This window comes from Nostoc sp. PA-18-2419 (genome assembly GCF_005869855.1).
Taxonomy (GTDB): domain Bacteria; phylum Cyanobacteriota; class Cyanobacteriia; order Cyanobacteriales; family Nostocaceae; genus Nostoc.
The window spans coordinates 49,636-63,820 of sequence record NZ_SZNH01000022.1 but is presented as its reverse complement, the minus strand read 5'-3'; the positions used below and the strand labels follow the sequence as shown (position 1 = coordinate 63,820).

Annotated in this window: 14 protein-coding genes; all 14 read left to right on the top strand. The window is 35.8% G+C overall.

The window, feature by feature from the left end; translation table 11 throughout:
* Positions 1-64 precede the first annotated feature (64 nt).
* The 14 genes from FCR06_RS21235 (at position 65) to FCR06_RS21170 (ending at position 14,127) form a co-directional block, all read left to right on the top strand.
* Complete coding sequence (locus FCR06_RS21235) at positions 65-1,426, top strand: hypothetical protein (RefSeq protein WP_138503256.1); 1,362 nt, start codon at positions 65-67, stop codon at positions 1,424-1,426.
* A 7-nt stretch (positions 1,427-1,433) separates the two neighbouring features.
* Positions 1,434-1,799 (top strand): hypothetical protein, encoded by a 366-nt coding sequence (locus FCR06_RS21230; protein ID WP_138503255.1) that lies wholly within the window; start codon positions 1,434-1,436, stop codon positions 1,797-1,799.
* Positions 1,800-1,828: 29 nt separating this feature from the next.
* Positions 1,829-2,194: a capsid cement protein gene (locus FCR06_RS21225; RefSeq protein ID WP_138503254.1), complete on the top strand. Its 366-nt coding sequence runs from the start codon at positions 1,829-1,831 to the stop codon at positions 2,192-2,194.
* A gap of 25 nt (positions 2,195-2,219) precedes the next feature.
* The gene (locus tag FCR06_RS21220) at positions 2,220-3,290 is read left to right on the top strand and encodes a hypothetical protein (RefSeq protein WP_138503252.1); all 1,071 of its coding nucleotides are present in this window, start codon (positions 2,220-2,222) and stop codon (positions 3,288-3,290) included.
* A 59-nt stretch (positions 3,291-3,349) separates the two neighbouring features.
* A complete protein-coding gene (locus tag FCR06_RS21215; RefSeq protein WP_138503251.1) occupies positions 3,350-5,548 on the top strand; it encodes a hypothetical protein in 2,199 nt (732 codons plus the stop codon).
* A complete protein-coding gene (locus tag FCR06_RS21210) occupies positions 5,545-6,114 on the top strand; it encodes a hypothetical protein (RefSeq protein WP_138503249.1) in 570 nt (189 codons plus the stop codon). The genes FCR06_RS21215 and FCR06_RS21210 overlap by 4 nt, the downstream gene beginning before the upstream one ends.
* Before the next feature lie 3 nt (positions 6,115-6,117).
* Positions 6,118-6,519 carry a hypothetical protein gene (locus FCR06_RS21205; protein WP_138503247.1) on the top strand — a complete coding sequence of 134 codons (402 nt, stop codon included), beginning with the start codon at positions 6,118-6,120 and terminating at the stop codon, positions 6,517-6,519.
* A 419-nt stretch (positions 6,520-6,938) separates the two neighbouring features.
* Positions 6,939-8,312: a hypothetical protein gene (locus FCR06_RS21200; protein WP_138503246.1), complete on the top strand. Its 1,374-nt coding sequence runs from the start codon at positions 6,939-6,941 to the stop codon at positions 8,310-8,312.
* Between the two features lies 1 nt (position 8,313).
* Complete coding sequence (locus FCR06_RS21195) at positions 8,314-9,615, top strand: hypothetical protein (protein ID WP_138503244.1); 1,302 nt, start codon at positions 8,314-8,316, stop codon at positions 9,613-9,615.
* Positions 9,615-10,172, top strand: coding sequence for a hypothetical protein (locus tag FCR06_RS21190; protein ID WP_138503242.1), 558 nt, complete (start codon positions 9,615-9,617; stop codon positions 10,170-10,172). The genes FCR06_RS21195 and FCR06_RS21190 overlap by 1 nt, the downstream gene beginning before the upstream one ends.
* A 23-nt stretch (positions 10,173-10,195) precedes the next feature.
* Positions 10,196-10,891, top strand: a complete 696-nt coding sequence (locus FCR06_RS21185) for a hypothetical protein (RefSeq protein ID WP_138503240.1) — start codon at positions 10,196-10,198, stop codon at positions 10,889-10,891.
* Positions 10,892-10,992: 101 nt separating this feature from the next.
* Positions 10,993-11,682, top strand: coding sequence for a hypothetical protein (locus tag FCR06_RS21180; protein ID WP_138503238.1), 690 nt, complete (start codon positions 10,993-10,995; stop codon positions 11,680-11,682).
* Between the two features lie 82 nt (positions 11,683-11,764).
* Positions 11,765-12,487, top strand: a complete 723-nt coding sequence (locus FCR06_RS21175) for a hypothetical protein (protein WP_138503236.1) — start codon at positions 11,765-11,767, stop codon at positions 12,485-12,487.
* Positions 12,487-14,127: a hypothetical protein gene (locus FCR06_RS21170; protein ID WP_138503234.1), complete on the top strand. Its 1,641-nt coding sequence runs from the start codon at positions 12,487-12,489 to the stop codon at positions 14,125-14,127. The genes FCR06_RS21175 and FCR06_RS21170 overlap by 1 nt, the downstream gene beginning before the upstream one ends.
* The last annotated feature ends 58 nt before the right edge of the window (positions 14,128-14,185 follow it).

Sequence of the window (14,185 nt, the reverse complement as noted above, 5' to 3'; positions counted from 1 at the left end):
ATCCTACTTTTTTTACTAAAATTTAACTAAAATTTAATTATTAAATAAATATTATTTTTTACATGTGGCTACTAAGCAAGAATTGTCAGATGMCTATAAAGGTATCAATCCTGCGAGTCAAAAACAGTTACCCGTTAAGCTAATTGAGTTAGTTGTAGAGCAGATTAAATCATTTTTGCTAGGTGATGGATACTCTAAGAAGATTAAATTTTTGGCTACTAATTCTGACCAGCAAGCAGATTTGGATAAGAAGTTAGATGAGTTAAAGTTATATCACTTGCTTAATGATTTATACAGTGAAGTTCCCTTATATGGGGAATCTTTTATTGACATCTCTAATGGTCAGTTACGTCACATCAGGACTCTGGATGTAACGGAAGTAAAAGTAGACCCAGATGACCCATTAAAGGTTGTCTACCTTAAAGAGAAGAGAGAAATATATCTCCCCTCCAAAAACGATTATGAGAAAGTTGAAGTTGAACATTTCTTGGCTTTGGCTAACTCTACTCAGGATAGTAATAAGCTAGACTTGCTCAACCTACCTGAATACAGATATTACTTAAAGGTCGGGGATAATGAGCCTATTGAAGCTGGCGATCGCTTGCCTATTATCAGAGTAGTAAATTGCCTTGATGGTAAGGAAGCTCAGTCTTCAATAGATTCTATAGTCTTCCTTCAAATGGAATACAATGAAGTCAGAGCAAGAATTAATCTATGTGGAAAGCATTCTAAGCCTCAGCTATTTACAATTGGTACAAGCGCCCCAACAGTTATAGGAAGAACTAATGCTTCCAAACCAGAGCCAATTGATTCACCTACAGGTTCAGTAGAATTTCAAACAGCATTTACTAATGATGCAGCTAGTATTCTCCACTTACCTATTTCTGCGGCGGCTGCTGAAGCTGGGATTACTCCTAAGATTGGTTATTTACAACCAGTTGATTCAACTTACTTAGAAAGACAACGGTTAATTATATTACAAGATATATATAACCTAACGGGGGTAATGGTACTTGAGTTGCAAAATGCAAGGAGCGCTAGTAGCTCCTCCTCCCTCTCAGTCCTTTATGAACCCTTATTAAGGTCTACTTTGAATAGAGCTAGTTATTTAATAGCTGCTATATCTTCCATCTTTGAACAATTAGGGATTACTGTTAGTTATCGAGTTGAGATTCCTGATATGCGACCTAGAGATTTGCAAGATAAAAAATTGCAAATTCAAGCAGTTGAATCAAAGCTTATTAGTCGGAAACGCTATTTGATTCAAGTTGAGGGACTGTCACAAGAAGAAGCTGATAAGGAACTTGAACAACTCGATGCAGAGAAGGCATTAAATATTCAATATTCTGCTGCGCTTATTGATTCTAAAGATGCTCCTAATGCAGATGGCGGTGACTTATTTTCAGACAAAGCAATTTCCAATTAATTAAATTATGAGTGAAGAAACTACTCAAGAAAATACTATTTCTGAAGAATTAGATTTAGGAATAGTAGCCCCACCCCCTCAAATTGATTATGAGGTAGCGATCGCTAAGACTAAACCTGACTTTCAGAGGATGGTAAAGCTTCTAGGAATCCAGCCTTCTGGTAGTACTCAAGAAGAGATAGAGCAGGACTTGTTAACTAAGCAAACAGCTTTTGAAGCTGACTTAAAATCAAATTTAGTTCCTAAAATACAATCTGCTCTACAAAGTCTCAATATAAAAGCTTCAGGCAATTCAATCACCCATAAACCTGGAGTTTCAGTAACTTCTAGCTCTACTCAAGAGCGTAAACTTAAAGCCTGGAAAGGTTATTAATCCCCTACTAATAATTTATAAATAAAAATATGTTGAATGTAGCTTACAATACAATCCTTTATCGTTTCATTGCTTCTGCTAACCTAGATGGTTCAATTATTAATTTACTTACTGCAGTTGACATTCCTGAAGGCGCAATTGTTGCAGTTGATTCTGCTGGCTTAGCTATTCTTTGCACTGCTTCTACTGTTCCTGTTGGTGTAGCTAGACACTCTCGTAAAGCAGGAACCATGATTGCAATTGAAGGTGCTTGCATAATTGAAAACAAAGGCACTTCACTTGCTTTAACTCCTGGGACTGCTGTATTTGCGGCTGCTGCTGGTGCTGTAGCTGGGACAGGAACCAATAAAGTTGGTGTAGCTCTAACTGCTAACAAGATTAAAATCTCGATCTAAATTAATAATTAACCTTTAAAAATATATGACTTATATTACCACCTATTTTGGTGAACTTAATTCAAATGATTCTGAATTAGTTACCGTTGATAATATTTCAGTTGTTAGTATCTTACGTGAACTAGACCAAGACTTTAAATTTTATTCTGATATGAATGACCGCTTCTTTGGGTCATTAACAGAAAGTGTTGCTACTCCTCAAAAAGTAGTTAAAATTTATGATGGTGAAGATTTAGAAAGTTACACAGAAGCAGCTAGACCTAGCTCTAGAGAAACTGTGTATGATTACACTCAAGAGATTCCTTTCCAAGAATTTATTACTGCACTCACTTTGACCAAGAGAGCAGTTCAATTGATGACTTCGGAAGAAGTTGCGGCTTATGTTCAATCTAAGCTAACCAGCTTCCAGAAGGCTAAGTTCTCTGCAATGCGTCAAGCTATCTTTACTAATACCAACCGTGTAGTAGTTGATAGTATTAACAAATATCAAACAACTTCTCTTCCTTTTTATAATTCAGGTAGCTCCACCGCTTCTCCTTCTATTAATGGTTATACCTTTGTAGCGGGTGATTTGCAACATTATAATGCTGTGGCTTCTGCTAACAACCCAACTCTCTCTGAGATTCGCAGTAAGCTAATTGATAAAGTTAGACATCATGGTTTCCGCCAGCTTGAAATCTGGGTTTCTGATTATGATTATAGTTTTGAATCTTTAGCTGGGTTTGTACCTGCTGAAGGTCAATTAGGTCGTAGTCTTGAGATTGCTACTGGTGGAGCTAATGGAGAACGCCAACGTCAACTTTCTCCTTTTGAAGGTTTAGTAGGTTTCATCTCTAATGTTCCTGTTATCAAAACTCCAGTAACCCCAACAGGTTATGCAGTTTGTGTAGGTACTGATGGTGGTCCAAACCGCACTCCTTTGTTAAGCCGTCAACCTGCTGTAGCTTCCTTAGCTGGATTGCAAACTGATGTTAAATCTACCTTTGCTCTAGAAAATACAGTTATGAGCGAAGGTTGGGGATTTGCTCCTAATCATCGTGGGGCTGCTGCTGTTCTTCAACTGAATGCTACTAGCTACAGTGTCCCCACTGTGTAAGTTAATTAAAGTAAACATTAGGGGAGATTACTCCCCTAATCAAATAGAACAGGAGAAAGATGGCTGCACCTTTACATAAAAATAAAGTAATTCAATTCATAGAAAGGTATCCCCATGATGACGACTTTATATTAACTAAAGGCAATACACCTTTAGCTAATGGTAATACCACCACTTCCTTTAATCCAGGATGCTCAGTAGGTTTATCTAATGAAGCAGGTAACCCCGCAGACTTTAATTCTTTAATTGATATGTGGGTAGCTGGGGGACTTACCAGGAATAATTTAAATCCCTTTGGTCTAATGAGACTGTGGGCAGCAACCTACCGAACTTATTACCATTGGTGTAAATCAGTTACCAGACCTTATTCAAATCCAGCTTCATCTACAGTTGTAACTCAAAACAGATTACTGAATCTAAATGAGTATGAAGTAAAGTTTACTTCTAATTTAAACTCAGGAACTATTGAAGACACTCAATTAACTGGAAGTTTTACCCAAGGTAAATATGATTCCGGCAGTGGAGAGTATGGAATAAAAAGAGTTAGTACTGCTGGCTCCTTTAAAGAAATAACTTTAGCTCCTTATATCCCCTCAGTTTTATTTGAAGTAGCTGATGTATCTGCTAATTTATTAGCTAGTCTTCCAGTAGGGGGAATTGCTGCACTTTATGGAGGCCCAGTTAAGTGTGAATTAATATTTGATAGTGCGGTTGATATAGATGCAATCTTAATCCCTCCTCCATCAAATGTTGCCGACCCTGCTTTACCTGAAACAACTAATCCTTTCAATTGGTTTTTCCCCTCTAACTTTAAGATTCGCTCCTCTTATGATGGAATTAGTTATACTTCATCTCTTGAATTTAATAAGTTTATTACAGCTTTAAACCAGTTAGTTAAAACTGCTGTTAGCCCTGATAAGTATTACGATTGGAGACAAATCCTTTATACCTCCACTAGCACTGTCAGTTATCCAGCTTTAATAACTGCCATTAATAATGCCTCTAATTATTCTTCTTCTACTACAGCTAAAGCTAATTTAGAAACTTGGTCTACTTCACTAGCAACCAACATTTCTACATACGGATTTATTAATGATACTCCTTTCCCAACTAAAATTAAGAGTATAAGTTATAAAGACCCTAGTTATGATTTAAGTTCTTTTGTAGTTAGTAGAGCTTTAAAGGGACATGAGCTAGAACTATTAACAATCAACAAAAGTAGCACTCCTAAAACTTGTATAGTAAGAACTTGGTTCAAGCAGAATGGTGTTTCTAGATACACCACTGGCACTTCTATGAGCTTAATTCCTTTACAATACAGGACTAATGCTCTCGCCCCTCTAGATTATGGTTACTTTGAAGTAATTGATATAGCTGCTGGCGGAGGAATAATTTGCCAGGGAGTATGCGAATCTCCTATCTCTATGAAAGGAGTTAGAGCTTTAGAGTTAACTTCAGGTGTAGTTGATAACACAACATTAAGACCTTATCTTGCTAGCTTTCCTTATGTTAAAGGAACTATTAAATCTATTGTTACCCAGCTAAATAATAATTTAACAATAGGTGCTTACACTCCAACTTATACAGATGCTTACTGGACAACTTATTCTCCTGAATCATTTGATATTGGTAGCGTAACCTTCTCTGATTCTATTGCTAAATCTGCTTTTGATTTATTAGGTTATACAGGCACTAACGTAAATAAATGGGAGTTAATGCCTTACACTTTACCTACTAGCTCAGTCTTTTTAGAAAGCCAAATTAAATCTAGTTCAGCTACAGTTCGCAACGTACCTACTAGTTTCAGCTACACTGAGGACTATATCAATAACAAGATTATTCCTCTACCAACTTCTACTGAATTAACTCAATATGCCACAGATGCAGAAGCTAGAGGATTAGACCCAGTGGTTTACTACTTCAGAGTTAAGTTTAGTGCTTTCTTAAAAGAGCTAATCAATTATTGTAAATCCACCTGCTTAAAGTTCTGGCAGTACTCTTCTTCTAATCGTTCAGTCTCCAACTTTGAAACCTATACAGTAGATGCTTTACAGTTTGATAATGCTACTCTTCCTGTAGGGGATGTAATAGCTTCAGGAGTTAAGGTTTATGAGATTGTTACCTCTGGTCAATTTGATATAGAAAGTAATCTTCCTGCTGGTAGGTTGTGGTTTCTTTCAGGAGGCAACTCAAGTCGAATAGATATAGATATTGCAGTCCTCCAACAACTATTAGATATAGCAGGGATAACACTATGAGCCTAATTACATCTATTGAACATTATGAATTAATAGCTAAAAGAGTTTCTTTATCCCATTTAATCTCTCAGTTCTCTGGGATATTAGCTGTTGATTATAAAGGTAATATAAGCTCTGCTGTTAATTATTTTATAGATGATGGTGCTGTTAGGTTTAAGGAAATTGAGAAAACTTCAACTGGGCCTAGAGTAGTTGAGAAAACTCAAAGAGCTTGGGCTTTGCCTGGTTACCTTTTAGAGACAATTAAAAGACCCCAGATTAGCCCAGGAATAGAGCTACCCACCCTCCCCACTGGTTCGGTGAATACAGTTCCAGCAGACGTTTTGTTAATTACTACTATTCCTTATTATTGGTATCCTCAGGTTCCCAATGGTAACAGACTTAATTCCTATGAACTAAGATTTGATATACCTTTTCTAGATTTAAAGTCTAATAGACAGCTATTTAAAGTTGCTCAAAACTCTATTTTAGAAGAAGGAGTAATGGTAATTCAATTATCCGCCCAACCTGCTGCTGCCACTAACATTTCTACAAGTAATGGAACATTTCAGTTTAACTTTACATGAATAATGGATATTTTAAACTCAGGCTTAATTCAACTTAATTTAACCCCAGAGATTATTGACAATATCTATAACATTATTTATGGGGATGTAGAAGACCCCAAAGCCACCATTTATTATAATTATCAAATAATAAGTAATTATAAAGCTAATTACCTTTTATATAATAATGGGATTAGTCTATTAGCAGTAGCTACTGTCTCCGATAAAACAACAAGAGTTTTAAATTATATAGATAATTTACTTACTCAACTAAAGAGTGAACCTGATTTCTGGGAGAAGATGGCTATTGCTATTAGGAAAGAAAAGAAAGTTTTTAATCCTAAGGTAGTCAGAAAATATGAAGTGGATGGATACGGGGTTATTACTGCTATTACTACTGAATTTGCCAGAGACCAAGACTACTGAGTTTATGATATCAACGCTGTCAATAGTATTACAGGTGGCAGTGTACTTAAGAGTAAGGAAGTAGAACAAATTAAAAGAGGTAGTAGGGTATCCAGCCTTAAGTATAAACCAACTTTAGTAGGGTATCTTGACCCTACTTCCCTTGGTGGAGTAGATGGACTTGTAGCCTATTCAGACTTAATAGTAGATGAGGAAGAAGGAACTGTTACTGAAAGAATTAAGTTTAAAGCAGTTACTAACAAAGCTAAGAATATAGAGTTACTTAAGCGAAATGGTTACTATTTTAAATCAGATTTAAAGTTACTATTAAAACCTGATTTCCTATCTAAAACATTTACAGGTGGCTTATACATGAAAGTAGAAAAAGTTGGTTACAAGTTAATGGCTAACTTTGAAGAAAATAAACAATAAATAATATTATGCCTACTTCTATTAGTTGGGATTTATTTGAATCCACTTATCTTAGACCTCAAATATCTGATATTTATGGTGCTCAATATGATGAAGACACTTTAAAGAAAACTACCTTTGCTGCTATTACTGATTTAGTTAGTAAAGGTTTAACAGATATTGGCCCACTCCCCACATCAACCACAGTACCCGCTACAGCCCAGGTAACTTATCTAAATCCTAACCAAGTTACTATTGGTAATAATTTCTCCTTTACCTACAATAATGTTTCTGTTACATTCACAGCTACAGCTAATACAATCGCTAATGTAACTGCTGGCTTAATAAGTTTAATAAATGCTAATTCTACTTTTAATGTTAAGTTCACAGCTTATGATGACTCAACCAGAGTTCGCTTAGTCGGCTCTACTGCTGGGGAATCACAACAATTCTATACTGTAGCAGAAAGAAATACTGGTTCTGGCAACCCCCTTCTAGAGATAGTAATAGCTTCCAAGCCTACAGACCAAGAATTATTGGTAACTGATTTAACTTCTATTACAGCYAACTTTGCTGATGCCTTCACTACGGTAGCTGCTGGGGTTAAATACTTTTTAGTATCTGACCCTGTTATTAAATTACAAACTGCTGCTGGTTTAGATATTCAAAAGAATGAAACTCTAACTACTGCATGTAAAGCTAATTATGAAACTTTAATTCTTGCTTACTTAAGAATTCATATATTAGGTGAGATAACAGCTTCCGCCTTTTGGAAGGAAAGATTACAAATTTCTTCTACCCAAGTAACCAATAGTTCGGGACAATTAACATTAGCTGAAAGATTAGCTTTAATAGATGCAGAGAACACTGCTAAGTTATCTCAAATAGCTAGAGAAGAAGATAAAGAAATAGCAATAGGAGACCAAAAAAGATTAGCGGCTATTGAGTTAAAAGAAGTAACCAGAGCTTATGAATTAGAAGATAAGGCTGCTCTTGTTGAAAAGTCTGCTACTAATGGAGCTTGGACTTCAGCAGGTCAGTTTACTATTAGTTATTTAGATTACTATGCAACTGATTTAGAAGATACTGTTCCTCTAATGGTTAAAGATTTCTTTAATGATGATTATGGTATACCAACTTTATTATCAGTAGGATATTACTTTACTAATATACCAGTTACTCACTATAAGAGATTAGATATCAGGTTAGTAGCTTCTGCAAATATTAAATTTAAATTACAAGAACTTGTGAATATAGATTGGGTTGATGTTAGCCCAGAAGTTATAGATAATGCTATTACTAAGAGCTACTCTTTAATTAACACTAGTATTATCAAATTAAATATTACGGCACTTGAGCCTAATACCGAACTTTTAGTATCTGGACAATTACATAGCAACTAAAATGAGTGATGGTCTATCAGTAATATGGGGTGGAGATTATAGCCCCACAAAAACTTATTATAAAAACCAAGCTGTTTTTCATGAAGGTTCTTCTTACAGAGCTATCAGAACTACCACAGAAGAACCAAGCCCAGAAGCCTTAGATTGGGATTTATTAGCGTCTGGTTCTGATAATGGAGAACCTATAGACTTAAGCGATTATTATACTAAAACTCAAACAGATACCCTTTTAAATAATAAAGCTAACCAGTCTACAACTTACACTAAAACTGAAGTTGATAACTTAATCCTTGATAACTTAGTTGAGTTAGATGATGTTGCAATATCCTCTCCCTCTGATGGTCAAGCCCTAGTTTATGATAGCTCCATTTCAAAGTGGACTAATGAAACTATTTCTACTGGAGGTGGAGGAGGAGAAGTTAATACTGCAAGTAATGTTGGAACTGCTGGAGTTGGTATTTATAAACAGAAAACTGGAGTTAACTTAGAGTTTAAAAAGTTAAATGCTGGGTCTAATAAAATAACAATTACAGATGATACTAGCAACTCTGAAGTAGATATTAACGTCAGTGAATCTAATCTAACTCTAGACAACTTAGGAGGAACCCTTTCTATTAGTAAAGGGGGAACAGGTAGCACTTCTGCTTCTGCTGCGCTTTCAGCCCTTGGAGGAGCCTCTAGTAGTAGTCTAAGTTCCCATACAGGTAACACTTCTAATCCACATTCAGTAACAGCTTCCCAAGTAGGCAACACAACTTCTCAATGGAATGCAAATAAACTTCAAGGAGTAGATGTAGTTAACACTGCTCCTACTAATGGGCAAGTACTAACTTACAATTCAACAACTACTAAATGGGAACCTACAGCTTTTAGTAGCAGCCAAGGCAAAGTAGTTCAAGTAGTTTATAGTTCAAGTAACACAATAACTACGGTAGCAGCAGGAAGCTTTACAAATATTGGATTAAGTGTACAAATTACCCCTGTTAGCACCTCTAATATACTTTATTTTACTGTTGTAATCCAAGGCATTGAGAAGGTTTCAGGAACAGCAGACACAACTTATATAATAGGTGCTCAATTATATAACACCACTACTTCCTCCACTGTTTATAGTACAGGTAGTAGCTATGGTGGAAGGTTCACTGCACAATATTTACCTCCTTATAGTTTCCAAGGACAAGCTTCAATTACAACTACTGGTGCGTTAACTTTTAATGTTAGGATAGCTGCTCAGTCTGGAAGTATTAGATTTCAAAGTAACAATGCTATATCAAACATAATAATGATGGAGGTAGCCTCCTAATGGCTTTAGAAATTACTCCTGATAAACCTAATAAGCTTACTAATAAAGTTATTTCTATAAATGGATTATCAGTAATATGGGCAGGAGATTGGTCAAGTACCAAAACATATAGAAAGAATCAAGGAGTAGCTTATAATGGTTCATCTTATAAGGCAAATAAAACTACTACCCAAGTACCTTCTTCAGAAAGTGTGGATTGGGATGTACTAGCTTTAGGCGCACTTAGCGCAGAAGACACACTTGAGAAAGATATATATTTTAGTTACGGCGATGTAAATTCTAGATTAATCTACACAACTGGTGATAATGAAATTATCTTAACAGTAACAGTAGTAATCCTTACACCTTTTAATGGCACTGGGGTATCTATTTCTATAGGGGATTCATCTGTTAGCGATCGCTTAGTAAACAACACCCAAGTTTACCTTGACCAAGCAGGGGAATATTCAATTAATCCTGTTTATAAATACACTTCAGCTACTCCTATTAATTTATATTTAATTCAAGGAACTGGAGCTACCCAAGGTAGTGGTTATATTCTTATTGAAAGTAAATAATTAAATAATTATTAAGAAAAGATATGGCTCAAATTTTAGATTTGAAAGGTACTTCTATTTCCTCACTACAAATTGAAAAGGGTGGGGTACGTCTAAAGAATAATTCAGGTGACCTTCAAGTTAAAGATTCTGCTGATAGTAGTTTTAAGAAAGTAACTGCTCTATCTTTAGAAACTACAGCCGATGCAGGTATAGTTATTAACTCTGATGCTGCTGGCAGTGGTTCAGATTATAAGATTACGATCGCTAGACCTTCTAGTGGTCAGACTGCTGATTATACGCTTACTCTACCTACAAGTGCAGGTTCACCTAGCCAAGTACTCACAACCAATGGTTCTGGTACTTTAAGCTGGACTACCGTTTCTGGTGGTGCTAGCAATGGTATGTACACAGATACCACTTCTTTAGCTTTTAACAGTGCTTCAAGTGTTTCAATGTTCACCCTTCCCGCCAATGCTGTAGTTCACAGAGTAGAAGTCATCTTAGACACAGCTTGGGTAACTGGAACTGCAACTATGACAGTTGGTATCTCTGGGACAACTTCTAAATACGCAGGTAGTAACTTAATTGATTTGTATGGTAGCGCAGGGGATTGTTATGTTATTACCCCCAACCAAGCTGCTAATGGAAGTAGTGAAAGTTTAATCATTACTTATGCTGCCTCTACAGCCAGCGCTGGTGCTGCAAGAGTCCTAGTTTCTTACTCCAATCCTGGTTAATAGTGTAATAGGACATATTTCAGGCATAGTTTAACATAAGGGTAATGCGAGTTTATCCTTATGACTTTTTTATAAATTAAAGATAAGTAAAACAAAATAATATGGCATCAACTTTTGATATTAAAGGAACAAGTTTAGATTCTTTTAAAATTGGTATTGGGGGGCCTACTCTAAATAGAGATGGCTCAAGTATTAAAATAAATGATTCTAAAATTATTACGACTTCTGATTTAGGTGCTCGTCAACATTTAGGTTATAGGTCAACCAGATGGTATAGTACACTTCAGTTTACTGATGGACTAAGTTCTGGTACTGGGGCTAGCACTCTTAATACTTTAAGCTATTATCCTTTTTATATTCCCAGAAGTGTAACTATTGATTACTTTAGCTTTAACCAATCAGCTACGGGTACTGCTAATACTTTATTTAGACTTGGAGTTTATTCTCATAACTCTAGTACTTTTTTACCTGATACTTTACTTTTCCAAACTAGTGAAATCACTACCTCTGCCACTGGTCAAAAGGGAGAGACAGTTAACTATACTTTTAATGCTGGGTGGTATTGGAGTGCTGTTTGGTCAAGTCAAAGTATTGCTATAAGTGCTGAAACCGCAGCAGATAGTCTAATATATTATTTGGGTTTGTCCAGTTGGTCAGCCTCAGCTACTTGTTTTGGTTATCGACAAGCTTCCACCTATTCAGCAGGTGCTAGCCTTCCTTCTACAGCTTTAACAACTTCTTTAACTGATATTACTGCAAGTATTCCAGCCTTCTTTTTTAGGGTAGCTTAGGCTTTAAAGGTGTAATCATCCTATTTATCTATTGTATCCATGCAATATCCTTTAGTTGTATTAATAATTAAAGGATATATTTTTGTCTTCATATAAGGAAAGTGCAGTTTACAAACATAGGTATCTATCAGGAAGAAGAGAGGAGCCTGTTAGGTGTCTTGTTATTAAGAAAGATGGTACTCAATGTAAAAATAAAGTAATGCTTGGCTATAAATGTTGTGCGGCTCATGGAGGTAAAGCAGCCAAGGCTAAGATTACTCATGGTCTACATTCTAAGTTAATTAAAGAACAAAATATGAGAGCTATCAAATCATTAAGTAATAAGGAAAGGAAGGAGCTATTAGCTACTGATTACAATAAAGAAAGTTTACTAGATAACAGTATCATGTTAACTGATGCTATGATTAGTAGACTTATTGAGCATCAATCTGAAATTATAGAAAGGTATAATACTGCTGTTGAATTATTATCTGTTTCTGAAAGAAGAGAACCAAGAGAGCTAGAAGTACTAACCAATAATATTAATGGATTAAGTAAAGCAATCGCTGATATCTCTAGAGTTATCCAAATTCATCAAGCTCAGATTAATTCCACACTCAAAACTAGAAAAGAGCTTAGAGACAAGAATGAGAATAAATCTACACTTAAAGCTTTATATGAGCAGTTGAGTGTAGAACCTAAGCAATTGATTCAAGATATGATTAAGGGTTATCTATCTGCCAATCCTGATGCTAAAGTAGATGACTTACTCTCGCTCAAGCCTGCTGATGTAGAAATCCAGTATGAATTGGGGGACGATGACTAATGAATGTTGTCCCTTGTGATTTAGAAAGTGTTCTTAAGTCAGATACTTTAAGATATCAATTCCTTGCTGGAGCTAATGACCCTGTATTATTTGTTAAGTATTTTTTAGGTGATAAAGTTAACTGTTACTTAAACGAAATTGAAAGGATTCATCCTGAAACTGGGAAAGTAGTTATAGGACATCCTAAACAAAGACAATGGTTAAGGCAAGCTGTTAATTGCCAAGAGGGAATATTAAAAGCAGGTAGTAGAAGTGGTAAAACTTTTGTTACTGCCCTCATGCACCTTTGGTTTTTATTCTATAGAAAGAGACCTACTACCTCTGTTTTTTATGGAGACTATAGTAAAAGATTTCAGTCTATTAACTGCGCCCCCTCTTTGAAGCAAGCTAAGTTAGTAAAGGATGAAATCATAGGTTTAGTCAATGATAGCCCCTTCCTGACGAGTATAGGCTTCATTAAGCATATCTCTGATGGACAGCAACCTTTTATAGAAACTTGTTTCAATAGCATTATTTGGTTCCAAGCTACTGTTCAAAAGGGAAGGTTCATTTTAGGTTTGTATTTGGATATAGCTACCCTAGATGAGTCTGCTTCTGAGTATGCTTTAGAACATCTACGGATGAAGATACTTAATGTTAGGGGTACTGAAGTTAGTGGACGTAAGTTTTTTATCTCCACCCCACAAGGAGAAGGGGAGTCTGCTGGTCAAGGAGCTATTTACTTTAGAAAGATATGGAATGAACTGAAGGAACGCAGACTTAAAAAAGATAATTCAGTAGCGATCGCTGAGTTTTCTCAGTTTGATAATCCTGTTAATCCCCCTGAAGTGATTAAAGCCAACATGGTTAACATGACTCAGGCTCAAATCAGAGAGGAGGTTTATGGTAAGTTTGCTAACTATGGTTCTACTTTCTTTGCTGGTAATTATCTAGACCTAGCAATTGAAAAAGGAGAAAGGCATACTTGTTTCTTCCCAGTCGATGACCCAATTACAGGCTTCTGTTTACCTGAAGCTGGTACTCATCCTGATTTTCCTTATTTACCAAAAGGTGGACCTGGAGCGCAATTCTTTACTGGAGTTGATGTGGCTGGAGATACTAATGGTGACTCAACTGTGCTTACCACACTTCAATTTATTGATAGGGAGTTGAGGATAGTAGCTTTTGAAAGGATTAGTAAAACTCCTTTGTTTGATCAAGATGGAGTTATTGAAAGGGTTAGAAGAAGGTTAAATCAATTCCCTGGTGAACTTTATTATGATGCCACTGCTTTAGCTGGACAATATTTAAAGGAAGCTATTGAAAAGGAATTAGACCCTAAAGAGGTATTGCTATGTACACCTATTAACTCTACTAAAAAGCCTTTTAGACATAATAAACATAATCATAAAACTCTTATGCTTTCTAATCTGGCAGGGATTGTAGAGAAGGGTAAGCTTGTAATTCCTTATAGTGAAGAAGACAAGTTAAAGCAACTTAAAACAGAGCTTCGATTCTATAAGTTGGATGACAAAGGTCTACCTACAGACTGTGTTATGTCATTAGCTCTAGCTGCTTATGCTTGGAAGAGGAAAGAGAGTAATGATAAGTATATTGAGGATGAGGAGGCTACAACTTATTTAATGGATAGGGTAGCTTAGTTTATACTCATAAAATTTTTACAATATGCTTTTTAGATATTGTGCATTAATAATTAAA

Bases quoted from the DNA above. Each gene is read 5' to 3' on its own strand.
- FCR06_RS21220 (WP_138503252.1), top strand. From the start codon at position 2,220: ATGACTTATATTACCACCTATTTTGGTGAACTTAATTCAAATGATTCT.
- FCR06_RS21195 (WP_138503244.1), top strand. From the start codon at position 8,314: ATGAGTGATGGTCTATCAGTAATATGGGGTGGAGATTATAGCCCCACA.
- FCR06_RS21185 (WP_138503240.1), top strand. From the start codon at position 10,196: ATGGCTCAAATTTTAGATTTGAAAGGTACTTCTATTTCCTCACTACAA.
- FCR06_RS21180 (WP_138503238.1), top strand. From the start codon at position 10,993: ATGGCATCAACTTTTGATATTAAAGGAACAAGTTTAGATTCTTTTAAA.
- FCR06_RS21205 (WP_138503247.1), top strand. From the start codon at position 6,118: ATGGATATTTTAAACTCAGGCTTAATTCAACTTAATTTAACCCCAGAG.
- FCR06_RS21215 (WP_138503251.1), top strand. From the start codon at position 3,350: ATGGCTGCACCTTTACATAAAAATAAAGTAATTCAATTCATAGAAAGG.
- FCR06_RS21225 (WP_138503254.1), top strand. From the start codon at position 1,829: ATGTTGAATGTAGCTTACAATACAATCCTTTATCGTTTCATTGCTTCT.
- FCR06_RS21190 (WP_138503242.1), top strand. From the start codon at position 9,615: ATGGCTTTAGAAATTACTCCTGATAAACCTAATAAGCTTACTAATAAA.
- FCR06_RS21170 (WP_138503234.1), top strand. From the start codon at position 12,487: ATGAATGTTGTCCCTTGTGATTTAGAAAGTGTTCTTAAGTCAGATACT.
- FCR06_RS21230 (WP_138503255.1), top strand. From the start codon at position 1,434: ATGAGTGAAGAAACTACTCAAGAAAATACTATTTCTGAAGAATTAGAT.
- FCR06_RS21210 (WP_138503249.1), top strand. From the start codon at position 5,545: ATGAGCCTAATTACATCTATTGAACATTATGAATTAATAGCTAAAAGA.